At 32.3% G+C, this 25,174-nt stretch carries 19 protein-coding genes and 2 pseudogenes; 4 read left to right on the top strand and 17 right to left on the bottom strand.

Annotated elements, in window-relative coordinates:
* Nucleotides 1-46 precede the first annotated feature (46 nt).
* Both K5S59_RS17475 and K5S59_RS17470 read left to right on the top strand, forming a co-directional pair.
* Entirely contained in the window at nucleotides 47-247 is a 201-nt protein-coding gene (locus K5S59_RS17475; RefSeq protein ID WP_162937120.1) for a hypothetical protein, read from the top strand.
* Nucleotides 177-632 (top strand): annotated as a pseudogene (locus tag K5S59_RS17470) (transposase); the annotation flags it as partial. The gene K5S59_RS17475 and the pseudogene K5S59_RS17470, both read left to right, overlap by 71 nt.
* 221 nt (nucleotides 633-853) lie before the next feature.
* Here the strand turns inward: K5S59_RS17470 and K5S59_RS17465 are convergent.
* The 6 genes and pseudogenes from K5S59_RS17465 to K5S59_RS30195 form a co-directional block, all read right to left on the bottom strand.
* Complete coding sequence (locus K5S59_RS17465; protein WP_120450209.1) at nucleotides 854-1,486, bottom strand: type 1 glutamine amidotransferase family protein; 633 nt, start codon at nucleotides 1,484-1,486, stop codon at nucleotides 854-856.
* 74 nt (nucleotides 1,487-1,560) lie between these two features.
* Complete coding sequence (locus K5S59_RS17460) at nucleotides 1,561-2,523, bottom strand: helix-turn-helix transcriptional regulator (RefSeq protein WP_120450207.1); 963 nt, start codon at nucleotides 2,521-2,523, stop codon at nucleotides 1,561-1,563.
* A 63-nt stretch (nucleotides 2,524-2,586) separates the two neighbouring features.
* Nucleotides 2,587-2,823: pseudogene (locus K5S59_RS17455) on the bottom strand (helix-turn-helix domain-containing protein); the annotation flags it as partial.
* 318 nt (nucleotides 2,824-3,141) lie between these two features.
* A complete protein-coding gene (locus K5S59_RS17450; protein WP_120450205.1) occupies nucleotides 3,142-4,056 on the bottom strand; it encodes a phosphotransferase family protein in 915 nt (304 codons plus the stop codon).
* A gap of 78 nt (nucleotides 4,057-4,134) precedes the next feature.
* Nucleotides 4,135-4,620, bottom strand: a complete 486-nt coding sequence (locus K5S59_RS30200; RefSeq protein ID WP_236078370.1) for an MFS transporter — start codon at nucleotides 4,618-4,620, stop codon at nucleotides 4,135-4,137.
* Between the two features lie 44 nt (nucleotides 4,621-4,664).
* On the bottom strand, nucleotides 4,665-5,300 hold the full coding sequence (locus K5S59_RS30195; RefSeq protein WP_002071801.1) for an MFS transporter: 636 nt from the start codon (nucleotides 5,298-5,300) through the stop codon (nucleotides 4,665-4,667).
* A 205-nt stretch (nucleotides 5,301-5,505) separates the two neighbouring features.
* Between K5S59_RS30195 and K5S59_RS17440 the strand changes: the two genes are divergently transcribed.
* Nucleotides 5,506-6,936 carry an IS4 family transposase gene (locus K5S59_RS17440; RefSeq protein WP_001068146.1) on the top strand — a complete coding sequence of 477 codons (1,431 nt, stop codon included), beginning with the start codon at nucleotides 5,506-5,508 and terminating at the stop codon, nucleotides 6,934-6,936.
* Between the two features lie 173 nt (nucleotides 6,937-7,109).
* On the opposite strand, the gene K5S59_RS17435 is transcribed toward K5S59_RS17440, so the two are convergent.
* From K5S59_RS17435 to K5S59_RS17390, 10 genes are all read right to left on the bottom strand, one after another.
* Nucleotides 7,110-7,919 carry a MerR family transcriptional regulator gene (locus K5S59_RS17435; RefSeq protein ID WP_120450203.1) on the bottom strand — a complete coding sequence of 270 codons (810 nt, stop codon included), beginning with the start codon at nucleotides 7,917-7,919 and terminating at the stop codon, nucleotides 7,110-7,112.
* 115 nt (nucleotides 7,920-8,034) lie between these two features.
* Nucleotides 8,035-9,486: a serine hydrolase domain-containing protein gene (locus tag K5S59_RS17430; RefSeq protein ID WP_098872124.1), complete on the bottom strand. Its 1,452-nt coding sequence runs from the start codon at nucleotides 9,484-9,486 to the stop codon at nucleotides 8,035-8,037.
* Nucleotides 9,486-9,998 (bottom strand): DUF1129 domain-containing protein, encoded by a 513-nt coding sequence (locus tag K5S59_RS17425; protein WP_120450201.1) that lies wholly within the window; start codon nucleotides 9,996-9,998, stop codon nucleotides 9,486-9,488. The genes K5S59_RS17430 and K5S59_RS17425 overlap by 1 nt, the downstream gene beginning before the upstream one ends.
* Nucleotides 9,995-10,300 (bottom strand): PadR family transcriptional regulator, encoded by a 306-nt coding sequence (locus K5S59_RS17420; RefSeq protein ID WP_000338007.1) that lies wholly within the window; start codon nucleotides 10,298-10,300, stop codon nucleotides 9,995-9,997. Before K5S59_RS17420 ends, K5S59_RS17425 begins: the two co-directional genes overlap by 4 nt.
* Nucleotides 10,301-10,711: 411 nt before the next feature.
* On the bottom strand, nucleotides 10,712-13,882 hold the full coding sequence (locus tag K5S59_RS17415) for an ATP-binding cassette domain-containing protein (RefSeq protein WP_120450199.1): 3,171 nt from the start codon (nucleotides 13,880-13,882) through the stop codon (nucleotides 10,712-10,714).
* Nucleotides 13,883-13,961: 79 nt separating this feature from the next.
* Nucleotides 13,962-14,441 (bottom strand): SRPBCC family protein, encoded by a 480-nt coding sequence (locus K5S59_RS17410; protein WP_000559809.1) that lies wholly within the window; start codon nucleotides 14,439-14,441, stop codon nucleotides 13,962-13,964.
* A gap of 189 nt (nucleotides 14,442-14,630) precedes the next feature.
* Nucleotides 14,631-15,191 (bottom strand): class I SAM-dependent methyltransferase, encoded by a 561-nt coding sequence (locus tag K5S59_RS17405; RefSeq protein WP_000985675.1) that lies wholly within the window; start codon nucleotides 15,189-15,191, stop codon nucleotides 14,631-14,633.
* Nucleotides 15,192-15,309: 118 nt separating this feature from the next.
* The gene (locus K5S59_RS17400) at nucleotides 15,310-17,550 is read right to left on the bottom strand and encodes a SpaA isopeptide-forming pilin-related protein (protein WP_120450197.1); all 2,241 of its coding nucleotides are present in this window, start codon (nucleotides 17,548-17,550) and stop codon (nucleotides 15,310-15,312) included.
* A 153-nt stretch (nucleotides 17,551-17,703) separates the two neighbouring features.
* Nucleotides 17,704-18,507 carry a class C sortase gene (locus tag K5S59_RS17395; RefSeq protein ID WP_167457951.1) on the bottom strand — a complete coding sequence of 268 codons (804 nt, stop codon included), beginning with the start codon at nucleotides 18,505-18,507 and terminating at the stop codon, nucleotides 17,704-17,706.
* A 92-nt stretch (nucleotides 18,508-18,599) separates the two neighbouring features.
* Nucleotides 18,600-20,261 carry a SpaA isopeptide-forming pilin-related protein gene (locus tag K5S59_RS17390; protein WP_162937138.1) on the bottom strand — a complete coding sequence of 554 codons (1,662 nt, stop codon included), beginning with the start codon at nucleotides 20,259-20,261 and terminating at the stop codon, nucleotides 18,600-18,602.
* Nucleotides 20,262-20,829: 568 nt separating this feature from the next.
* Between K5S59_RS17390 and K5S59_RS17385 the strand changes: the two genes are divergently transcribed.
* Entirely contained in the window at nucleotides 20,830-22,056 is a 1,227-nt protein-coding gene (locus K5S59_RS17385; protein ID WP_120450191.1) for an AraC family transcriptional regulator, read from the top strand.
* A 298-nt stretch (nucleotides 22,057-22,354) separates the two neighbouring features.
* On the opposite strand, the gene K5S59_RS17380 is transcribed toward K5S59_RS17385, so the two are convergent.
* The gene (locus K5S59_RS17380; RefSeq protein WP_120450189.1) at nucleotides 22,355-25,021 is read right to left on the bottom strand and encodes a M4 family metallopeptidase; all 2,667 of its coding nucleotides are present in this window, start codon (nucleotides 25,019-25,021) and stop codon (nucleotides 22,355-22,357) included.
* Nucleotides 25,022-25,174 lie beyond the last annotated feature (153 nt).

Here is a 25,174-nt window from a genome sequence, read left to right as displayed (position 1 = left end):
AACGCTATTCTTTTTGTAGAAATATACAGAAAGGATGGCGTTTTTGATGAATCCTATCATTTCCAATGAACTGAATCTTTTCGCACAAGAGCTACAATACTTTTTATCTCCAATAGTCCTACAAGATATCGCCAAACAAGTTGGTTTTGTACAGCGATCTAGTAAGTATCAAGCAAACGAACTCATTTTTAGAAAGAGTACCAATGAACTACGTGCACTCATTGTATTCACTTCGTTGGCAGATTGAAATTTTGTTTAAAACGTGGAAGTCATTTTTTGAAATTGATGAATGTAAAAATATTAAAAGAAAACGCCTAGAGTGCCATTTATATGGACAACTCATCGGTATTCTCCTCTGTTCTTCTACGATGTTTCAAATGCGACAGTTTCTGCTTGAAAAGACAAAGCAGGAGCTGAGTGAATACAAAGCGATTTATATGATTAAAGATTACTTTCCGTTACTGTTTCAAGCGATAGCCGGTGGCACAGAAGAACTTTTGAAAATTTTGCATCGTCTTTATCTACTGCTCAAAAAGAACGGTCGTAAATGTCATCGGTATAAGAAAATGACCGTCTTTGATATTCTAGGGATTGTGTATAAAACGACGGTGAAGCATAGACAATCTGCCTAGCGAAAAAATCAGATTTTAATAAGGTTCTTTAGTATGCCTACTTTTCTATCAATTGCTAGTTTTGAAACAAGGATCGTTTCTTATCTAGTAATTTACTTGGTTAGCTTGATGGGCATGGGGTAGCATCAGGAAAATACGAATTTACAACGATAAAGAAATTCCAAATTAAAAAGCCCAACTTCTCTACAAATCAAAATAGAGAAATTGAGCTTTCAGTTACTTCATTTATTTATTGAATTCATTAACTGGAAGAAGTATTCAGGTTGATGAGTCTTATTTAGGTTATACCATGCATGTAATGCATCTGGTGTAAATACATCTATTTTTTTCAGTACCGCCATTGCAAATTCCAGAGGAGCTATCCCTGATGCAGTAACTAAATTTGCATCAGATACCACAGATCCCAACTCATAGAACTTTTCTCCTTTATAGTTAGGACATACCATTTTAGTATATTCTAAGTTATTACTTGTATGCTTTCTAGTATCTAAGTATCCCATATTCGCAAGACCCTCAGTTGCGCCACAAATTGCAGCAACAATAGTACCAAGCTTTAAAGCTTGGCCAATTCTTTCCAAGATAGGTTGATGAATTTCTTCACTCCAAGTAGTCCCTCCTGGTAAAATTAAAAGATCTTTACTCTCAAGAGTACATTCATCAAGGGAAATATCTGGTTTTATGCTCAGTCCTCCCATAGTAGTAATCATTTCTTTATTAGCTCCTACTGTAATTACTTTTAAAGGTGCTAAATCTTTTTTGAAATATCTTCCTGAGTTTAATTCAGCAATTAAATATCCATATTCCCAGTCCGACATTGTATTAAATACATATAGAAATGCTTTTTTTGTTTGCATCCAATAACACTCCAATCACAATTTATATAGCTATTATAATATAACTTCCCTGACAGTTAACGTCAGGGAAGTTATCATACTTGATGAAATTTTATTAATTCCGAAAGAACTTCAATAAGTCTTTTCTTAAGACTTATTGGCTCAATAACTTTAATAGATTTATTGTACGGTAAAAGTAAATAAGGTACATATGTATGTAATATATCTTTTTCAAGAAGAAAAACTGCTTGATTTGAAGTCCGTTCTTGTAAATAATGTCCTAAAAACCAATGTTGGCAAATATCAGCCAATACACTTTTATCCCCATTAATAACCAAAGAAATAGTCCCTTCCTTATCTTCTATAGTTGGAAGAAGACCATTTATAAAAAAGTCACGTGCTGAAAAATTTTCTGGTCGGTTAAACTTATTTTCTGTAAGCATTAGACTTTCAATTCGATCTACTCTAAAACTACGGATATCATTCCTAAGATGACAAAATCCAATCACATACCACTTATTATTCCAATAGATAATTTTGTACGGATCGACCAATCTATAATTTAATTGCTTTTCGCCACTTTTATGATAAAGAATTTTTACTGAGTACCCGTCAGCTACAGCCTGCTCCAACTCCTTCAAAAAAGGTTCCATAGAGAGTGAACTTAATCGACTTATTACTTCAAGACTAGCTAAATGTTGGTTTATCTTTGTTTCCTGCTCTTGATTTGAATATTTACTTAGTTTTGAAATGGCCCTATTTAGTGCTTCACCTCCATAATATCCGGCTTCTTCTGCAAAAACAGCAGCGTGAAATAGTGCAGTCTGCTCCTCAAAATCAAAAAAAAGAGGAGCCTCAATAAAATTGTTCAATAAAGTGTATCCACCGTTATGTCCTGGTTCAGAAATGATAGGTACGCCACTTGTTGAAATTGTATCAATATAACGATATACAGTCCTTATATTCATCTCTAACTTTTCTGAAATTTGTTTTGCAGTAATTTTTTCACCTGAACGAAGCATCCATAGAATTGCTAACATATTGTCAATTTTAGGCATATAATTCCACCTCTATATGAAATTTATTTTCAATTGTATATTTCCTATTTTTGGTATAACTCATCAACTGTTCCTTTCCGATAGCTTTCTATATAATGAGAACCTAGACACATTTGTAATTTCACAAATTTGATTTACAGTCATATCTCCCTCTTTATTAAGCTTTACTGCATGATGTTTATGGTACTTCTTTAACCGACCTTTAAACTTTCCTTCTTTCTTAGCCAGTTCAATTCCTTCACGCTACCGCATACGGATAAGATCACGTTCTGGTTGGTTTACACCCGCCATAACCGTAATCTTGCACCATATGTCACCTTTTTGCTGGAAACATATTAATTTGCTAGGAGAATAACAGTGATCTCATTAGATTCTTTAAGACCACTGAAACTTTCTTAACATTGTTAAAAACGAGAGTAACGTCATGACAATAGGCTTAGCGTTGTAAACCCGCTTTTCCCTGACGGTACCCCATGCCCATCAAGTTAAAATCTCATATTACCCCCAGAACGAAAATTTTGTGCATTTTGCTCGTATTTATTGTTTTGGGGAAATTCATATTTTTAGCTTGATGGCGATGTAGTGGGCCTCCTATGTCAAAGCATCTTTTATTTATTTTTATAAATATCTATGTATTTCATTATGAAGTGTTTTCACACGCTCTTTATAGAATATGCCTTTTTCCTCTATTTTCAGTTGCGCTATAAACAGATTTGCAAGCATTACCGCTGTATCAAGCTGATAAAATAAGCTGACAATACGAGGCATAGATTCGAAGATATCTTTATTCTTATATCCATCTTTAAATTCATACCAATCAATTTCATTAGTTTCAGCTATCCTCATAAGTTCTAGCAGCGGGTGACCAATTAGAGCATTATCCCAATCAACCAACGCCTTAACTTCTCCGTTATATCCAATTAGATTTGCTGGTCGAATGTCCATATGTAATAATTTCTTTACATGATCTGCTTGTTTAAGAATCTCTTCGATTATCGATATATCAGGAAATTCAATATCGCAATGTGTAATTTTATTAAATCCTTCTACTCTTTTTACGAGACGTTCAGCTATATACTTACTAGATGGTTTCCTAGTCCTATGTTGGTAATTTAAATCCTTAATTGTAATATTATGGAGATCATTAACTACTTCTCCTATTTTGTACGCAGAAATTTGAATATGATCAGTAGCCAGGTAATCTGAAATTAAAAAATCAAGTTCCGTAGAAAGGTGCAGTCCGTGAACCTTTGGCACTGGAATGTCTTTAGAATTACAAAACTTAGAAAGCTCCGCTTCCTTTTGCAATGAGATTCGACTATTAAAAAACCCTTCATTTATATTTTTCACTTCACGTTCCCAAGGTACTCGAAATGCTAAAGGTCCTTTTTCCGAATCCCCTCGGAACACAATATTTTGTACTCCATTTCCTATTACTTTTAACTCCTGAACAGCCAATTCTTTATATTCTCGATTCAATATAGTTTTTAATTTCGCCCTTAATTCTTCTGTTTTCGAACGTATATTAACCATTTTACCCCTCGATTCGCAAGTTATTTACAACCCGTAATAGCATCTCTGAATAATCTTCCAGATGTATTTCCCTTCATTTTAATACATGTTTTTTTTTATATTTCCAATCGTAATAAAGCTAGCCAATATTAAGATAGAAAATAAAAGTAAAATATTATTCACTCCCATATGAGTTATTAAAATACCAGTCGACAGAGCAGAAGATATCTTAACAAATGATGCTAGAATTGTTCTTAAGCCTATTACTCTACCAATATATTCTGTTGTAGTATTCAACTGTATTAACGTTTGCACGATAATCAAATGCGACATGGTAAATAGCCCCATTATAAATATACAAATAACGGCCGTTGTTTTATAGTCATTCAAATATAATAAAAAAGAAGAGGTTGCCATACCCATCATCGTAATAAAAATAACTTTATGTTTAAACTTTTTTAAAAAATAGATAGCAATCAAGCCTGCTATAATTCCTCCTACTGAAAATGCTATCTCAAATATTGAGTAAAGTCCGCTACCTCCTTCAAACTGTTCTGCAAGAGGTAATAATAAAGTTGTTGTCATTTGTATGCTAATGCTATTCAAAATGGATAAAAACAGTAAGTACTTCATTCTGTTTGATTAATAAAACGCCATCCCGATATTAATTCTGCAAGGTAGGATATTCTTGTATTTTTTACTTTTTTAGGGTTCATTCTTTTTATAGAAGAAAAGAAAATGGCCGCAACTAAAAATGTTACAGAATTAATAAAGAAACTAGTGGCTAAAGAAAATTTAACTAGAAATAACCCAGATATACCAGTTCCCACTAGTAATGCTGCTTCATTTAATGAAGATGCTTTTGATATAACAAATGGTATATCATGATTACAGAATGCTTCCTTAATAAATGCAGAAGATGCAGGTTTGTAAACAGTGTAGCAAACTGCTAATAAGAATTGCATAATGTAAAAAATAAATACTGATTCAAATTTTATGAAAATAAGTATTGCCAGGATTAAAACAAGTACAAATCGAATACTATCTGTTAGAACAACAATATTTTTAGAATCATGATGATCTACATAAACAGACACAAAAGGTGTTAAAATGATACTTGGTATATAATAAATTGCAATCATTAATCCGATAGAAGTTGCTTGTCCTGTTAAATGAAAAATATACCATAGCAAGGCAATTTGTTGAATTCCATCCCCAAATCCGGTAATGCTAATCCCTAATAAATATTTCAATTTATTATTCATAAAATTACCCCTTATATAATTGTTATCTTCATTTTAGGTGCATCACTTCAATAGAGTAAATTACAATTTATTTATCTATATTTATAATTTATTCTTATAAGGTATCTCACCACTTGCCCGTCAAGCGAAGTTAAAATCATATCCTCAAAATAGAAAAACGCTATTGCTTATCGTAAGAAGTTTATGAGAAAGGATGGTGTTTTTAATGAATCCTATTATTTCAAATGAGCTGAATCTTTTCGCACAAGAGCTACAATACTTTTTATCTCCAGTAGTCCTACAAGATATCGCCAAACAAGTTGGCTTTGTACAGCGATCTAGTAAGTATCAAGCGAACGAACTCATTGCCCTTTGCGTATGGCTCAGTCAAGAAGTCGCCAGCGCATCACTTACACATTTGTGCAGTCAGTTAGAAGCTTCAACTGGAGTACTGATGAGCTCAGAAGGATTGAATCAACGCTTTAATCCAGCAACTGTCGCATTTCTTCGAGAAGTCTTTACTTCTCTTCTCAAACAAAAACTCTGTTCAAATCACTCACTTTCTGCACACATGATCTCTACTTTCAATCGTATCCGTATTTTAGATGCGACAGTGTTTCAACTGCCTGATCATTTCGCCACTAACTATCAAGGTTCAGGCGGGAGTAGTAATACGGCAGGCGTGAAAATCCAATTGGAATATGATTTACTTAGTGGTCAATTTCTTAACGTGCAGCTTGGGCCAGGAAAGAATAATGATAAAACATACGGTACCATCTGCCTTGAAACCGTAGAGGCGGGCGATTTGTGTTTACGTGATCTTGGTTACTTCGATTTAGGAGACTTACAAACTATTCATGATAAAGAGGCTTACTATATCTCGCGGTTGAAGCTGAATACACGCATTTATATCAAGAATCCTGAGCCAGAATACTTCAACAACGGCACGTTAAAAAAGCAAACAGAATACATACAGCTTGATATGACACAAATAATGTCGAGCCTAATCCCTGGTGAAACAATAGAAATTTCCGAGGCATACATTGGACAAAATCAGAAGCTTCCAGCACGTGTCATTATCCATCGTTTAACCGATGATCAAACGCAAACACGCCTGAAAAACCAAGCGATACGTGAAAAGAAAAAAGGCATTGTCATGAAGGATAAAAGTAAACGTTTAATGGGTATGAATGTATATATCACGAACACGTCTCTAGAAGGAGTACCAATGAACTACGTGCACTCACTGTATTCACTTCGTTGGCAGATTGAAATTTTGTTTAAAACGTGGAAGTCATTTTTTGAAATTGATGAATGTAAAAATATTAAAAGAGAACGCCTAGAGTGCCATTTATATGGACAACTCATCGGCATTCTCCTCTGTTCTTCTACGATGTTTCAAATGCGACAGTTTCTGCTTGAAAAAACAAAGCAGGAGCTGAGTGAATACAAAGCGATTTATATGATTAAAGATTACTTTCCGTTACTGTTTCAAGCGATAGCCGGTGGCACAGAAGAACTTTTGAAAATTCTGCATCGTCTTTATCTGCTGCTCAAAAAGAACGGTCGTAAATGTCATCGGTATAAGAAAATGACCGTCTTTGATATTCTAGGGATTGTGTATAAAACGACGGTGAAGCATAGACAAGCTGCCTAGCGAAAAAATCAGATTTTAATAGGCTTCTTTAGTATGCCTACTTTTTTATCAATTATTAGTTTTGAACCAAGGATCGTTCCATATCTAGTAAGTTACTTGGTTAGCTTGATGGGCATGTGACGGTAGCCCATAAAGAAAAAAAGGCATATAATTAATGCCTTTTTTCTTTGTCATCATTTAACTGGATAACAAACTTCTGTAACCCACTTATTAGGATCCGATTCCATCGCTGGGCTCACATGATAAATATTAAACATCGGGCCTGCTAATTCGTAACCTTCTGTCTCAATCCATTTTGCTGCAGCCTCATTTACAGCTGTCATCTGTTCATAACTTCCATTAACCGTTATGGAAGCTACATTAGTGGATTCAATTTTTTTAAATGTAACGTCTTTTGTATTTTCATGCTTACCTAAAATACTTAGCTGTATTTCTACATCTACATCAATTTCTTTGTATTCATGATCATGGAAAACCGCAATACTATAACTCGGATGGGCAATACTAATATTTTTCATTTGAATTTCTTGCATTAATATACCCCATAAATCCCCTTCACAATTATATGATGGAATAATCTTTCTAACACTAGCTACATTTCTATGTGGAATCTCTTTTATTGAAACATGATAGTTCATCTCAACAACATCCTCTCTCATCATTTTCATTGAGGCTTCGAGAAGACGTAATTGTTTTTGGAGGGTATCCATATCATCCTTTATTTGAGCACTACGATTTTCAAATTGTGATTTTATTACTTCCATATTATCGCTCGCTACTATTTCTTTAATAGTAGCAATATTAAACCCCATATCTTTTAATGTTTGAATTTGATTTACTTTCTTTAATTGGGCTGCTGAATAATATCGATATCCACTTTGTTCATCAACTTTTACTGACTGTAACAATTCCACTTTATCGTAGTGTCTCAACATACGAATACTAAGGGAAGATAGTTTTGAAAAGTCACCTATTTTAAACATATTTTCCTCCCATAAATTACATCTACTTCCAAGCTCAACTTTATCTTAAACAATGACATCGTGTGAGAGTCAACTGTTTATAACACTTAAATTATATTTCTTTAATTATTTCCCCTTATACTCTCTTCCGTCTTAAGGCTATAAAGATTGATATTAATCCGTTCACAGCTAATAAAATTACTATAATACTTGTAAGTAAAGCTATATCTGCCGCAAATATTTTAATCGTATGCCATGGTGAGCTTGTACTATAAGTAAGAAGCGGGATGAAAATAATAGATAATAGTAGGAATAGATTCCCTATAAATAACCAAGTTAGTCTTTTAACAGTTTTCTTATGTTTATATTTTTTAATTAACATAATTGATATAATGAAAAGCGCGAATATAACTATAGACATAACAATTTGTATAAATGGTATGTTTTTAGGGGGATCAACCGGTACTTCTCCATTCAAAATACTAATAATCCCATTTTTCAATACCGATAGTACTGATTCTTCTAATACATGATTTTTATTTGTTAAAATCACACCACCCCAGCCACTTTTATTTAAAATAAATATTTCTGCACGAGCATCAGGCGTTGATCCTGAATGCCAAATCATCGTTTCGCTTTCATTTATATTTGTTGTTCTTAATCCAAAACCATAACTTTTTTCTGAATTTATTTTATAAAGTGGGGACAGATAAAGATCCATGTTTTCTTGCTTTAAAAATTGAGCATCCTCTGGCCGATTCAAAAACATAATATATTGAATCATATCTTCTAAATTTGCAGTAATATAGCCATACGATGCCCCTGCATTATCATAGGACACTACACTTTTTCTTGGTATGCCAAACCACGACTGATAACCTGTTAAATAACCTTTTTCATATGCAGTTTCTTTACTTGCTGCCGCACCATTCATATTTAACGGCTGAAAAACATGCTTTTCCATATATGATGAATATGTTTCATTTGTGACGGCCTCAATAAGCGCACCAAGTATTATATAATTCGCATTACTATATTGATATTTTTCACCTGGTGGAGCAGTTAATTTTACATTTGATAGTTTCATTACATTTTCTTTTATAGCTGAAGAGCTTTTAGATTGTATATCTGATAATGCCAAACCTTCGTATGTGTTTATTCCGCTTGTGTGAGTTAGTAGGTGTCGGATTGTCATAGTGGAGGTTAATTGATTGTCTTTTTGTTTAAACCAAGGAAGGTGTTGTTGAACTGAATCCTCTAATTTTATTTTTTTATCTTCAATTAATTTCAATATAGCTAAAGCTGTTAAAGATTTACTTATTGAGCCAATTGCGAATGGTGTTTTATTAGTTACCTTTTTTTCAGATTCTCCAGTAATCCCCATCGTTTTTGTGAAGAATACATCTTTATTGTGTACAATTGCAACAGAAGCTCCTGGAATGTTCTGCTCCTTTATAAATTTTTCAATATACTCATCTAATGCAATTTTTATATTTTGCTGAGCGTAAACTTTTGGATCTGTAATACATAACATTAATACATTACAAAGAATATAAATTAGAGACATTTTATAGATCGTATTCTTCATTATGCCTTAGACAGCTTTCTTTTTTTATAACTTACTAAACTAATAAATACTACTACAGAGAGCGTAAAACTAAACATTATTAATAATGAATTCCACCATTGATTCTCTGAAATACGATATAAAAGATTATACTGAAATGTATTTTTACTATTAGTTGGATTAAATGATCCAGTTAAAAATATTGTAAATGTAGTTTGCGAGATGAGGTAAGTAATAACTGCGATGAATATGCCATGTAAGATAAATGTATTGAATTTTGCTTTTTCATTTTGAAGTCGTTTCATCTTAACTTGTAAATCAATTTCGTTTATTTCTAAAAAATCTTGAACAAATAATTGAGGTGTACCTAAATCATCTATACTATCTTCACCATGTTCGCGACATTCTTGAATATGTTCTAATATTTGTTGCTTAATATTTTTCCTTTCTTCTAAACTAATATCGTATTGCTTTAATTCCTTAAGTACGTCTGTTAAAAATTGCTTTTCTTTACCTATCAATCTATTCCTCATTTCAGAAGGTCTCCTTTCAAACCGCTTTTTAATAATGTTTGAATATCTGATTGCAATTCTAACCACTCATTAATTTTCTTCTCAAGACGTATTTTTCCGTTTTCATTAATTTCATAATAAATCCTAACTTTACCACTGTCTGTTACTACTTGATAAGTATTAACCCACTCTTGATTTTTCAACTTAGTTAATATGGGATAAATACTTCCTACTCCTTTCAATTTTAAATTGTTTACTTCAAGTTCTTTCATAATCTCATAACCATAACTTTTCTTTTTCGATAAAATAGATAATACACACATTTCTAAATGACCTTTAATTAAACTTGTTCTGTCCATAGGATAAATTTAACAGAAATATATACTTCATTCAAGTATATATTTCTGTTAAATCAAAAAAATCAGAAAACATAACAAAGATAAAGATATTACTCGCGAACTGTTTTTCCCCCTAACAATCACTTTTATAATATAATAATTACATAATATATCAACTGTTTTCCCTTTTATTTTTCTATCTCTCCCCCCATATCTTAGTTGGAAATGTAGTATACGGGACATAAAAATACTAAAAAATCCAATTCCTTAATTTTCACATTAAGAAATTGGATCTTCTTTCATTACCTTGTAATACTCATACTGCGTTATTATAAACATTATAAAGAATATACGTTTTATATAAGTCATGTTAATAACACATAAACTAATATAACTTTACTGATTACTCTCAAGACATTTATAAACCGCCATCATATCTCGTTTATCCAATTCGCGAATGCGATTAAAAATTGATATTTGCGAAACAGCTTCTGTTAATAAGCTCTCATCCACAACATCATTAACTTTTCCAGTTAACCATGTTTGTACATCCACGCCCTCAACAACTTCTTTTAGTCCTTCGTCATTAATACCAGTTGCATTACAAGTTACACATGGAATTGTTAGTTTAAATACACCATCATGTAGGTTATCTTCCGTTATAACTTTCTTTCCTTTACAAAATGGACATGGATTACTTTTTTTAATTTTATTAATTTGGGTAACTAACTTTTTGTATCCAAACGCTTCGTATACATATGTAAGTTTTTTATATTTACCATTTGTGAAATACTTATCTATAATGGTTTCTCTCGTTTCATAAACATTAGGGAAATCACAAACAGTTACTTGATTATTAATGCTAATGGATTCGATATTTCCTTTTATTTCGTCCAAGAATGGTAAAACATTTTGTAACACCATTTCATAATTTGAAAAGCTTGCCTGTTCTAATTCAAACATTTTCAGTGCAACTTGTGCTTTTCTTGGCAGTAAAGAAACATCTTCTGTCAATCTCATATCGCCACCAACAATAAATTTCAATTTTTGAAGTGCAGGTAAATCACCGACTATCTTCAACACTTCATCAACTGGTTGATTGATAATTTCCCGAATATCGAAGTTACCAAATTTAAGCGGTTTATGATGATTTAATACCGTCCCTTCACAAATTGGACATGTCATCTTTTCTTTAGAAGTCTTAATTTCTTCTTTAATAGCTGCTTTTGAAATAACAATATATCCACCAATAATCGTATTAAATCCTACCCATGTTCTGCGTGTCTTTCCTTTTTTATCATAAAATGATTTTTCAAAATATCCGTACCAAAACGTATGCTTTTCTTCTTCTGACATATCATTATAGCTCTTTGATAAATCGTGACCAAGCTCATTTTTAATTTCTTCAAATAGAAATTCTATTTTTTCATATTGATAAAATTTTAATACTTTCATGATTTCCGGATCAAATAAACCGTCCCAAAATGGAATGTTTTTATCTTGAATTGTAATATCTTTATCGAAAACTTCAATTTGAAGACGTCCAGAACAAGATGGACAATGGTTGTCCTGTGAATAGAAATCAAAACTTCTCGTATCTTTATTAGTTGGATGAGCAGCTACAATATGATTAATTAATCCACCAATTTCATATAAGAAACTATATTGACTATATAAATGTCTTTCAAGATCAATAGCAACAACAGGTGCAATTGTATCAGATTCATATTCGCCATAAATTAAACGGGCCATTGATGATAAACTTTTTAAAATACCACCCTTATAAATGTTTTCCGCATTTTTAAAATAGTTAATATGATTTTCTTCTAAATAGTGAACGCCTTCTTTTTGCTCAAGTGCTGAAGAAATATGTATTTGTTCAGCATTATTCACACTGCTTTTTTGGCGATAATAATCTTGATGACTTACTACATCAAGATGTTTTATAGATTCAAGCTGTCTTTTCCCGAAATCTACAATATAATCAGAGCTTTCTAACATGTAACTATTATGTTCAATCATTATGATAGAGACTGATTCATCTTGCAATATCCCTCTAACACTATCTATAAATTGATTTAAAATATTTTGTGATAAACCTTTTGAAGGCTCATCAAAAATAAATAATGTATGTGGATTTCTAGTGTTTGCAAATAACTCCGAAACTAAATGAACACATTGAAACTCACCTGTTGATAATGTTTGTGTTTTTCGTTCTAACGTTAAATAACCAAGTCCTAATTTAATTAGTAGACTCAAGCGTTTATACGCAATATCCTCATTTGGGAGTTCATCTATAATATCTTCAATCGAACGCTCAAAAATATCATCAATTTCTTCGCTATACTTTGTTAGTTTCTTTTTAATATCTAGGAAAGTGGCTACAGTTGATCGACTTGTAATGGATTGATTTCGATCTTGTCCTACCATAACTAATTTATCTTTTGGATATCGTTTCAAGAAATCTGTAGCTAAACATTCGTTAACAAGTGTAGATTTCCCGCATCCAGATTCTCCTGTAACCGTTACAAGTCTATTTTTAGGAATTTGAAACTCTGCCATTTGGATATTGCGGCAATATAATTCTTGGAATGTATAATATTCTGTTGGTACTTCTTTATTTATATCCCACAGTATTGGTTTTGGTCTTGGTGATTCTTTCACAATTTTCCCACCATATTTTCCGCTACCAGGTCCAAAGAACAATTGCTCATCTGTTGTATCCAGTACTGTATCTGAATGATCAATGAGCCAAATTTGATTTTTACAGCCTAACTGCTTGATCTCTTCTAATATTTGTACCAATGTTTCATGATCAAGTCCAACTGAAATCTCATCAATAATAATGACCGCATTTTCACTTACTGCCATAAATTCAGCCAAATAAAGTCGTGTTAACTCTCCACCTGACAACGTACCCATAATTCGATTTAATGTTAAATAACCAATGTTCATATTAATTATATTTTGCAGTATATGTTGTTTTGCTTCACTAATATTTAACACTTCTGCTAACGAAAGGATAGACTCAACACTTAAATCATTAATATTTGAAATTGTATGTGGTTTAGCAAATAAATCTATCGTATGTTGTTCGATTTCTTCACTATAACGTTTTCCCTTACATTTTTTACACTCAATATTTTTAGTAGTGCCTCGACCTTTACAGCCAGTACACCAGCCTAACTGGTTATTGAATGAAAAAACTTCAGGTGAAAGATGAAATACTTCGGCAAGTTTTTCGCGAACTTCAGTAAACACGCCAGTATGAGTACCTATTGTTGAACGCGGGTTGGAAGAAATCGATGATTTTCCTAGAAAAAGTACTAAAGGCATATCTTCCATCTTAATTGCACTAAAATTCGTTTCCATGATATTAGGAAATAAATATTGATATTCAGCTTTTGGCAATAAAGAAACTAAACGTTTTTTTGATTCTTCGCCAATCGTTTGACAAAAAGTTGTTTTACCCGATCCTGATAAACCAGCGATTCCAAAAGACTTATTAAATGGAATAGCTGTATCTAATTTATTTATGTTATTAGCAATTAATTGATTTACTTTCATATTAACCTCTATTCTTATTTTTCATCAAAAGAATTTTTACAGTGTAATAATTACACAACAAATATAACCTCTTACACAATTATCCTCTCACTTCAAGAACCTTATCTTTATATATTTCAAACCATTGTTGCCATTCATCTTTAGAAAATTCCTTTTCTTTCCCTTCTAGTACGGAGGAAAAAAGATTTAAGCAAATATGCCAACCAGCTATATCTTTCGGAGTATGATCCGTTAATTCATGAATGTACTCTTTAAGAAGGAAAAGAGCACCATTTTTTTCTTTATGTATTTCAAATCGGACACGATCTTTATCCCAAGTAAATTCAAGTACTGAGTTTACTTGACACTCTAAAATATCAATATTTATAAATGAACCGTCCATCATGTCAAACTTGATTATTCCACCTGTTTTAAGGCTTTCAATCTGTAAATTTGACATCCATTTTTTAAGCTTACTGTTTTCCGTTAAAACAGACCAAACTTCCTCTATTGTATATGGAAATTGTCGTTCAAATTTTACAATATATCCATCAGTTACTTTTTCAATTTCAGCTATCATATATATTGCCCCCTACTCTCAAACAGAATATATGTTCTTCTTTTATTTTACCCGATTTTATATATAAAATAAATCTTTAATGAAGTATTAATTATCATAAATAATCTCTTCCATATTACATGCCAATAAAAAAAGCCGCATTTGCGACTCATGAAATTATAGTATTAACCCTTGCTTTTATTGAATGACTTACCGCTTAATCGCATCAACAATTAAGGATGGAAAACCAAGTTTATCACCCTTATTTCTAGAATCATATCTTTTCGAACGGAAAATAACACCGTCGTTTGCATCCCATTCGTTGTAATAAAACTGACCATTTTCATCACAATATTCAAGTAAAACTACCTCAAACCCGGCAAATTTAAACATTTCCGTTAATGTTTTATAATTATGAACAATTTTATGACTTGCTGCTGGATGATCTTTCGGGCCAGGTCCGCCTATTTGAACTATGTTTTGATATGCTTCATCTCGGAAAAATGCATCAGGAACACCACAACGAATATGCCCTCCTGCCTTTAAAAATTCATAACAAATTTCTGCTGCCCTTACACCTTCTTCAAACGTAAGGTGTTCCCATACATGCTCAGCTAAAATAGCTGAAATAGAATTGTATTCAAATCTTTCTTCCCACGTAACTTTATCTAGTAAATTAAGTTCATCTTCTTGCGTTTGTATCCAACCTGGATTATTATTAAACACCCCAGCTCCGACTACTACTTTAATTTCGTCTTGTTTTATTGCCATCACTTTCACCTCGTAAACATTTTAATTATTAATATATTCTATGTTTACTATTATCCTTCCTTCTTCAACAAATTTAGTAGCATGAATCTATTACAATACCGAACTCATCCCCTAAAAACTATCTAATGTAACGATTTTTCTTACAGAAATATAGCACGCCAAACATTAGCACAAAACCAATCACGTAAAAACTTGTTGTTCCGCTGCCACCAGTATTAGGAATTACCCAATTATTTTTCACATTTTTCACTGTTAGTTTTTGTGTCCTTACCGCTTCTGTAATTTCTATTTCTATCGGATCTCTAAGTAACATATATCCGTTTGGCGCTTTTATTTCTTTAATCGTATACTTTCCAAGTACTAACTGATTGGAAATCACTTTTCCTTTTTCATCCGTTGTTAATCTAGTAACTTCTTTACCTTCTTTATCTAAAACTTGAAATACAGCACCTTTTAGTTTTAAATTAATATCCTTATCATCAACTTTCTCAATTTCAAATTGCCCAGTCGGATCTGGTAATTTCTTATTCCCTATTTTAATTTCTACTACTGTATCTTTTTCTATTTTTACAGCTATTTTATCTTTTAATAATTCATAACCTTTAGGTGCTTCTACTTCCACTAGGGTATAGTTACCTATTGGTAATTCCTTTGATATCGCTTCTCCTTTTTCATCTGTTACTAACTCTCCAACTACTTTTTTATTTGAATCTTCAATTTGAAACTTTGCCCCTGCTAGCTTTTTATTTTTATCGCTCGTATCTACTTTTACTAACTTCATTTTCCCCATTGGATCTGGTAATTTCTTATTCCCTATTTTAATTTCTACTACTACATCTTTTTCTACTTTTACAGCTATTTTATCTTTTAATAATTCATAACCTTTAGGTACTTCTACTTCCACTAGGGTATAGTTACCTATTGGTAATTCCTTTGATATCGCTTCTCCTTTTTCATCTGTTACTAACTCTCCAACTACTTTTTTATTTGAATCTTCAATTTGAAACTTTGCCCCTGCTAGCTTTTTATTTTTATCGCTCGTATCTACTTTTACTAATTTCATTTTCCCCATTGGATCTGGTAATTTCTTATTCCCTATTTTAATTTCTACTACTACATCTTTTTCTATTTTTACAGCTATTTTATCTTTTAATAATTCGTAACCTTTAGGCGCTTCTGTTTCCACAAGAGTATAGTTACCTATTGGTAATTCTTTTGATATCGCTTCCCCTTTTTTATCTGTTACTAACTCACCAACTACTTTTTTATTTGAATCTTCAATTTGAAACTTTGCCCCCATCAATTCTTTATTATCATTATTACTATCTACTTTTTTTATCTTTACTTTTCCTGGACTAGGCTTGTTCCAATGTTGCCAATTAAATTTGAAATTGTGAAATTCAAATCCACCAGTTTGTTGTACTGCACCGACAAATGCTTGTCCATTAATCGAACCACCTTTTGTTTCTAATACAGCATTTGGAGCAAACACACTCCCAACGACACCATATCCCTCTGTTGTGACCTTTTTTGCATTAGGAAAAACCCAAATCACCTTCCCGTATAACTCAGTGAACGGTGAATTTGGAGAATAGGGTTGTGATGTAGGAATTATATCTGTAGCCCTACCAATATTGTTCGTGTCATATAAGATAGCACCATTTTTAAATGTAACCTCTATTGCATCCGAATACATAACGATAAAATTTTTTCCTTTAGCATTAGGTAAAAAGACATCTCTTATATCTAAATTGATTTTCCCTACCAATTCTGATGAAACATAAATATTAGGATTGTTTATATCTTTTCCGATTCCATAACTCATATTTGGAATTGGGGTATTCGTTTTATATTTACCTGCATTTTTACCGACTTGGTTCACTATGTTGTGAAATTCATTAAATTTCGCGTCAATTTCTAGCTTTTCTTTATAAACGATACGATCATAAGAAGTTTGTATGATACGATCTGGATCACTCTCTTTTGTCATTACGACTATTCCGTTTTGAATGATAAAAGATTCCTCTCTTGATTTTTTAAATTTTCCAGACAATAACAAGGATGGATATCCCTCATCATCCCATTTTTCCCCAACTATATTAGATGTTCCCGCTGCTGCACCTACAATTGTATAACCAGATGCATCCATATCACCTTGAACTGCAATTGCTCCTTCAATGTCGCCACCTACTGCTATATGGTTACCAAAGACAACAGCATTATAACGCGATATATCCCCTAGACCTTCTAAGTTAGTCGTGGATCCATATGCTTCTTTTGGTGCATATGCGACAAAACTTACACATAACATTAACAAAACCATAAAATGAATACTTACCAACTTTAATCGTAATCTCAATTCCTTTGTTCCCACCTTTACCGTATCTTTTCTACAGTCGAATAAAGTGAAACTTTTTTCAGTGAAGATTTACTTCATCCTCTATATTCCTTCTTTGCTTATCTCTGGATTTCCGGTCCAACTGCCCATTAATACAGGATAAATAAATTCATTCTATCGAGTTAATTTTTTCTTATAAATTGCGACTAGTAACACACATAATAATAGGTTTAAGACTACTACTGTCCACTTATTAAACATAAATATCTCTTTACGCATTTTTTGTTTTTCTTTCTCGTTAAACTCCACACGCTCCCCTCGAACCAGTAATCTATTTGTATTTACTCCATAAGGCGTACATGTAATTAATGTTATATAATCTTTATTTTCCACAATTTTCAAATCGTCCGTTTCGTGTGGTAACACTACTTTAATTTGATCTACTTTATAAGCAAGAATTTTGTCTAAAGAATGAATATAAAAAAGATCTCCCTCACTCAACTTATCTAAATCTGTAAATAATTTTGCTGATGGTAAACCACGATGCCCTGTTAAAATAGTGTGCGTATTTTCTCCACCTACCGGAAGTGAAGAATAATCTAAATGACCTACCCCGCGACTCAATACTTCCTCAGAGGTCCCTTGATAGATTGGCAGTTTTATACTAATTTTCGATATTTCAATATACCCCATTACATCACCTAACTTTAACGCATCGGCATATGCTTGATGATTATTTTTTTCTTCAGAAAATGGATCTGCAAATGTTTTCATGGAAGTTTGAACTTGTTTATTATATTTGGTTGCTTCTTTTTCCCTACGTTCAACTTCTTTCTTTTGTAGTGCTTTAATCTTCTTATCGTAGGAGCTAATCTCAGAATAATGTGCACGAGTCGCCAACGAATTACTAATAGTAGGATATAAAAAAATAGCTAATCCAAATAAAAAAATACCTCCTAAAACAAGATTTCGTTTCATATTTCCACCTCTGTATATACTAAAATATCGAAAAGAGGGAAGCATTTTGCTTCTCTCCTTTTCACATCACTTGGTTACATGTTCCTAAAACCTTAATTATTAGCAAACTTTTTTCTAAAGAAAACAAATGCCGCTGTAGCCATTAACGCAAGGCCAAGTACAGTAAATAGAGTCGTTCCGATACCACCCGTTACAGGAAGAATCCATCCACTTTTATTATTTTCAATCGATAATTTAACCGTTTGATTATTTTCGCTAATCTTTACATCAATAGGGTCCTTTAATAATTGATATGAAGCTGTTGTACCATCTTCTTTTGTATAAGTTGGTGCTTTCGTTTCAAAAATTTGATAGTCTCCATACGGAATGTTAGTCCATTTAATAACACCATTTTCATCTGATACACCTGTGACTTCTTTACCTGCCACAACAACTATTTTTCCATTTTTATCTTTAAGTACAAACTCCGCACCTTTTAATTTCTTCTTATCAGCACCATCAACTTTTGTTAACTCGATAATTCCAGTTGTCGGAACAACAACTACAGGTTTAGATTCCTTTTCTCCAATTACATCATTTTTATTTATAGAATCAATTTTAGCTGTATTTAAAATTTCCGAACCAGATAGTACTCCATCTTTTACTTGTGATTTAATTTGTAAATGAAATTCTTTTTTACCATCTAACTTTGTGAAATCTTTTACTGTAGCTGTTACTTTTTGGCCTTCTACAGCTACATCTACAATACTTGCATTTACTTCCGCTCCATCAATTTTCACGACTGGTTTTCCTTGAATCATTAAACGATTGTCTAAAGTATCTGTTACTACATATTTTTTGTATTCTTTAATGTCTTCTGGAATTAATGTTTTGATATCATAATTGTAATTAGTTAACGGATTAATTGGTAACGCTTCCAAATTCCCGTTAATTTTTTTATCAATATTTGGTTCTGCATAGTTTTGCACTTCTACTTTAACTACTTTACCAGAAGTAATTGTTCCATCTTCGTTAATAGTTCCGGAGGTCTTTATAAAAAACTCGTGTTTAGTCGGATCAAGTACATACCCTTTCGGCGCTTTTGTCTCTTGGAAATAGTATTCCCCATACTCTAATCCTTGCACGCGAATATGCCCATTACCATCTGTTGCTAACTCTTTTTTCACTTCTGTACCATCTTTTTTAAATAAAGAGAATACTGCACCTGCTAATGCTTTTTCATTTGCACCAGTCTTTACTAAATCAACTGCACCACGTTTAATCTCATTTTTCGGATACATATGAACATCATAGTTTAGCACCTTACCCTCTTTATTCGTTAATGGAATATCCACTGTATACGTATTTGGATTTAGGTTAACATGCGGAGGTCCTGCCACTTCTTTCACTTCATAACGTCCTAGCGGAAGATCTTTTAATACAGCTTGTCCGTTATCATCTGTTACTACTTGAGTTGAAGTTTCTCCCATTACAGGCTTCACATCTTCTTTCACGATTTTCCCATCGTTTGAAATCTTTTCAAACGACGCAACCCTTTTCACTTCAAACGTTACACCTTTTAACGGTTTCGCATTTGTTGGTACCTCTTGATTTGCAGAGCCGTCACCTTCTAGCCCCGGTGCACCATCTTTTTCTTGTTCATATTTATGAATCGTTAAAGTACCTTTGGATGGTGAAGCTGCCTTTACTAATACACTAGACCATGTAGAAAATGTTAAGAAAAATACTAAAAGCACACTAAATATTTTTTTCATTTCTCTTATCCCCTTTACTACTTCTATCATTTTAAAAATCTCTTTATTACTATTACCCTCTTAAAAGCAATAGTGTGACAAGTACCAGATTTAAACGAGTAACCTAAAACATAGTCGTCCAACAATCCATTGTTTACAATCACTTATTCACTCTTCTTATTTTCTATTATTACGTTGTCTCTCCGTATGATATATGTAGTTTTCTCCCTAAATTACACTTATATTTCTACTTTAAAAATCGTTACACATTTACTTCTATCGCTAATTTTCATTAATTACTTAAATTCAATTCATTAATCTCTCCCTTCCTATCCCTATTTTAAATCCAATCTTAATCATTTTTGATACATATAAGCAATGACCAACGAATAAGTGTGACAATTCATATTTTACGTTACTCCTTAAAACTATTACCTGTATATTCAAATAATATGTGCTAACCATGTTAAATTATGGTATTATTCTTAGAAGTTTATAATTTTTATAGATAAAGTTTTCCGTTCCTACTTATGAAAAAAAGGAATATGTAAACATTCAACTATTACGCACAACTGTAAGGAGGAATAATATGACTAAAAAGCTCATTCTAGTGGAGATAGAGTACATTTGTAATATTTTTTTCCAATCTTTTGAAATTCCAGTTTGTTTTTTAGATTGTAACAAAAATATTCTTTTAGAATTTACATCAAAAGATGATTCACATTCGTTCTATAAATCAAAAATAGAACAGTTACATGTGCTTTTTCAAAAAAATGATTCATTTAATTCGCCTATCTTCAGAACTCACCAATATTTAGGGCACTTCATTTTAATTCACATAAAGAGCGATTATATAGTGAACGGTACTGTTATTATTGGGCCCTTGACACATGTGAATTTTTCTACAAGTAAAACGGATAGTAACCTTAATTTTATTTCGAATTATAAAAGAACAAGAGACCATTATTTTTCATTGTCAGTCAAAGATCAAAATTTCTTTGTAAATATAGCAATATTGTTCTATAACATTCTCTATAAAAAAAATTCAGATGTAAGTACCTTTTCAAATAACAGTGACTCATTCCAGTTAAGTCATAGCAGTATCTTAAACGAGGATCTATATATTTCAATGCCAAAAAGCGAATCTATCTGTCATAATTTGTATATAGAGAACCAACTACTTGGAGCTATAGAAAACGGGGATAAAGAAAGCGCACTCAAATATTATTACGAATTCCAACAAGAGACTCTTTCATCCTTATCTTCATTTCATCAATTAAGACGTCATAAAAACATTTGTATTTCATCCATCACACTTGCTACTAGATATGCTATAAAAGGAGGACTTCCTTCCGGGATTGCTTACAAGATTTACGATCTACACATTCAAAAGACAGAGGATTTAAAAGACACAGAATCTGTTTGGGATTTATTAAGAAATGTTTTCTGTACTTTTGCAGACCGTGTAAAAGCACAAAAAGTACAGAAATACTCAAAGACTATCGCTATTTGCAAAAACTATATTTTTGAAAATATTTACAATCAAATATCTGTTAAACAACTTGCTAAATTTGCAAACGTAAATTCAGATTATTTATCTATATTATTCAAAAAAGAAGTCGGTATTTCATTAATTGAGTACATTCAACGTGAACGAATCGAAGAAGCAAAAAAATTATTAACTTTCACAACCTATCCATTATCAGACATATGTGCTTCGCTCAACTTTAGTGATCAAAGTTATTTCACTAAAATTTTTAAAAAATTCACTAACGAAACACCTGGTAAATACCGAAAATCTCATGTTGTCATATAGAGTTAAACTTTCATTAAAACAAAGTGTTTTTAGTAACTTATCAATGGCAGATTAGAATTACTTCCACATCCATGACCTTTTAAATTCAGGCTATTTTTAAATCAAGAAAACACGTTACTATTCTTTTATTTGAATGAGAATAGTAACGTGCTTTATATGTAATGTAGATCTGTAGGCAAAATAACGTCCCAGCACAAAGTTTTATAGAAGCAAAATACACTACTTAAATACTAAAATCTTATTAAGTAAAAAATTCATCTAATAATTATTGTGTGAGAAATAATTCCTACTATTATTTTTATATCTTTCTAAATTTGCGAACCAAAGTGAGTACTGTACCGACAATAATCATCCATATGCCCATTGTTGCACTGTTAGTTGTACTAGCACCCGTGTTTGGAAGTTCTTTATATATAGATTCTTTTTTATCGGAATTACTGTTGTTCGGGATATTATTGTTATTAGTAAGGCCATTAGCTTTGCTAATGTTTTTATCTTTCACCAATACTTTTTGCATTGTATGAACCTCATTACCTACGGAATCTTTGACACTATATATGATTTCAAAAGTACCAGCTTTAGAGATATCTACAGTTCCTTCATACGTTACGTTAGAAGTAACGTCACCATCCTCTTTATCAGTAGCTAATACTCCTACCATTGGATCAAATTGATCTCCCTCAGTAATTGTAGTTGTAGAAGGTACTTTAAGGATTGGTATTTCATTTTTAACTTCATCTCTAACTTTGACCGTTACAGTTTGTTCCGCAGTTACTTCATGACCTTTAGAATCTGTCACTGTGTACGTTACTACGTAAGTACCAGATTTAGAGGTATTTACTTCACTATTAACTTTTACTTTAGAAGTAAGATCGCCGTCTTCTTTATCAATAGCTAATACTTTTGCCATAGGATCGAATGAATCTCCTACATGAATTGTCGCTGCAGTAGGCACTGTTAATGTAGGGTTTAAATCTAATATTTCTCCATTTCCCTCTACAATTACCTTCTGTGTAGCCGTTGCATTCCCTCCTTGAGAATCAACGACCGAGTAGTCCACAATGTATGTACCTGGTTTAGAAGTATCTACATCGCCCTTATGTTTTACTTTATTTGTTAAATCACCATCTTCTTTATCAACAGCTTTTACATTACTCATCGGGTCAAACATATCACCAACACGCAGTGTAATTGTAAGCGGTACAGTTAATTCAGGGACTTGGTTTTCTGCAGTTTTTTCGTTTTCTTTCACTGTTCCTTTAATTTTTGCTGTATCAAAAGCTTTTTGGACCGCTTCAACCTCAATTGAGTTCGCTCCATATTTGTTTGTCGCAACTTTAAGACACGCTATTCTTAATTCAGAGAAATTAGAAGTCATGTTCAATTCATCTGTATTTGCATAATAGAAAATATCAAACATTTTATCTTCACCAATACCATTTACAGTTACACCGTTATGAGTGCCACCTTGTGCAATTAAATACGCGACTTTATTAATAATACTTGAGTTGAAATGAACGCCCTCATTATCTTCTCCGTTTAATTCACTGTATTTGCTATAATCATCTGGATACGGTAATCCATTAATAAATTTGACTGCAGATGGATTTTCCATATTACGGAGAACTGATCCACTTTGTTCTCCTATTGTCCAATTAAATTCCCCATTATTTATATATTTCTCAATAGCCGTTCCCATAATATCAGATAACGCCTCGTTAATTGCGCCAGATTCTCCAAAAAATTCAAGATTAGATTCACTAGATGTAACCGCATGTGTAAATTCATGACCTGCTATGTCAAACGCTCTAACCATTGGATCACCATATATAAGCATACTAACATTGTTAATATTAGCACTAAATGCATTTCCCCAATTTTTAGGATCATCTGTTTCTCTAGAATCCCATGCATGTACAACCGAAACTACTTTTTTCCCATTATTATCAAAACTATTACGCTTATATTTTTCTTTATAAAAATCATATACGTTTGTTGCTAAGAAATGAGCACTTACCGCTTTTGGATCATTAAATGTTGTTGATGTGCTAGTTGCTAATATACCAGGATAATTTTTTTCTTCAGAAATAATATCACTATAATTTACATCGTAAGTCTCAATTCCTTGCCCCCTTGTGTAATCAGCAAGTGCATATTTCCCATTACTTTGTTCAGAAATACCGAATGTGCGAATTATACCTAAATCATCTTTACCTGTTCCGACTAATGATTTGACATTACTTTTTTTACTCGCCTCAATAGATTTAACATGCTCTTCACTTACTTTTAAACCTGACTCTTGCACCATATTTTTCAACATATCACCATTATGAGCATTTACTAAATACGTTCCAGATACATAGTTTGGTGTTGCAGCTGTAAATCTAACTTGATATGCATTGCTAGCCTGCCCATTATTTTCATTTACAAAAATAACTTCCTTAACTTCTGGCTCAGAAATAAATTTAATATCATTCCCGTACTTCATATAAATATATTGTTTTGCCTCTTCTTTTGACAAGTTAATGGGATTCTTTAAATCTTCTTGTGTTAAATTTTGTGCACTTTCTCCTGAAACACTTTTAATAATACCCTTTTTATCTACATGAGCAGTCAATTGGTGTCCATACACTTCTTTTCCTTCATATATTTGTTGCATACGAACAAGTGTAGTCCCATCATAAGCCCCACGTTTTTGAAGAACCTTGTAATCTACCCCTTCGTCTCCACTCACTTGTTTTGGAGACAAAGCATGCTCCGTCTTTTCCTTAAGTGCATCTTTCACTACATTCTCAGGCGTCTTTTGTGATGGTTGTGTAAGTTCACCTGTACGGAACGAATCCTCTTGAATTTCAACTTGCATTTGACCCGCTTCCTCTGCATAAGCTACTCTATATGGTGTTATATTTGTTAAAGCTAATCCTGTTGTTAAAGCAACTATAGCTATTTCTTTTTTATTTTTCATGTTATTTCCCTCGTATAATTTTCTAAAATATGAAACTGCTGAAATGTATTCCTATCAAAAATAGAAAAATAAAAAGTACAACACATTACGCAAAACTGTATTATAAAAAGATGACTTCTGTAAACAACAAAAGTCATCCTTTCAATATGTAAT

The organism is Bacillus sp. BML-BC051, from assembly GCF_019656175.1.
Lineage (GTDB): Bacteria > Bacillota > Bacilli > Bacillales > Bacillaceae_G > Bacillus_A > Bacillus_A mobilis.
This window is presented reverse-complemented; position numbering and strand designations above follow the sequence as displayed.

Coding starts and splice junctions, on each gene's coding strand:
- K5S59_RS17450 (WP_120450205.1), bottom strand. CDS start 4,056: ATGGTTAATATACGTTCGAAAACAGAAGAATTAAGGGCGAAATTAAAA.
- K5S59_RS17430 (WP_098872124.1), bottom strand. CDS start 9,486: ATGAAGAATACGATCTATAAAATGTCTCTAATTTATATTCTTTGTAAT.
- K5S59_RS17385 (WP_120450191.1), top strand. CDS start 20,830: ATGACTAAAAAGCTCATTCTAGTGGAGATAGAGTACATTTGTAATATT.
- K5S59_RS17475 (WP_162937120.1), top strand. CDS start 47: ATGAATCCTATCATTTCCAATGAACTGAATCTTTTCGCACAAGAGCTA.
- K5S59_RS17405 (WP_000985675.1), bottom strand. CDS start 15,191: ATGGCAATAAAACAAGACGAAATTAAAGTAGTAGTCGGAGCTGGGGTG.
- K5S59_RS17390 (WP_162937138.1), bottom strand. CDS start 20,261: ATGAAAAAAATATTTAGTGTGCTTTTAGTATTTTTCTTAACATTTTCT.
- K5S59_RS17420 (WP_000338007.1), bottom strand. CDS start 10,300: ATGTGTGTATTATCTATTTTATCGAAAAAGAAAAGTTATGGTTATGAG.
- K5S59_RS30195 (WP_002071801.1), bottom strand. CDS start 5,300: ATGAATAATAAATTGAAATATTTATTAGGGATTAGCATTACCGGATTT.
- K5S59_RS17440 (WP_001068146.1), top strand. CDS start 5,506: ATGAATCCTATTATTTCAAATGAGCTGAATCTTTTCGCACAAGAGCTA.
- K5S59_RS17415 (WP_120450199.1), bottom strand. CDS start 13,882: ATGAAAGTAAATCAATTAATTGCTAATAACATAAATAAATTAGATACA.
- K5S59_RS17460 (WP_120450207.1), bottom strand. CDS start 2,523: ATGCCTAAAATTGACAATATGTTAGCAATTCTATGGATGCTTCGTTCA.
- K5S59_RS17425 (WP_120450201.1), bottom strand. CDS start 9,998: ATGAGGAATAGATTGATAGGTAAAGAAAAGCAATTTTTAACAGACGTA.
- K5S59_RS30200 (WP_236078370.1), bottom strand. CDS start 4,620: ATGACAACAACTTTATTATTACCTCTTGCAGAACAGTTTGAAGGAGGT.
- K5S59_RS17435 (WP_120450203.1), bottom strand. CDS start 7,919: ATGTTTAAAATAGGTGACTTTTCAAAACTATCTTCCCTTAGTATTCGT.
- K5S59_RS17465 (WP_120450209.1), bottom strand. CDS start 1,486: ATGCAAACAAAAAAAGCATTTCTATATGTATTTAATACAATGTCGGAC.
- K5S59_RS17380 (WP_120450189.1), bottom strand. CDS start 25,021: ATGAAAAATAAAAAAGAAATAGCTATAGTTGCTTTAACAACAGGATTA.
- K5S59_RS17395 (WP_167457951.1), bottom strand. CDS start 18,507: ATGAAACGAAATCTTGTTTTAGGAGGTATTTTTTTATTTGGATTAGCT.
- K5S59_RS17410 (WP_000559809.1), bottom strand. CDS start 14,441: ATGATAGCTGAAATTGAAAAAGTAACTGATGGATATATTGTAAAATTT.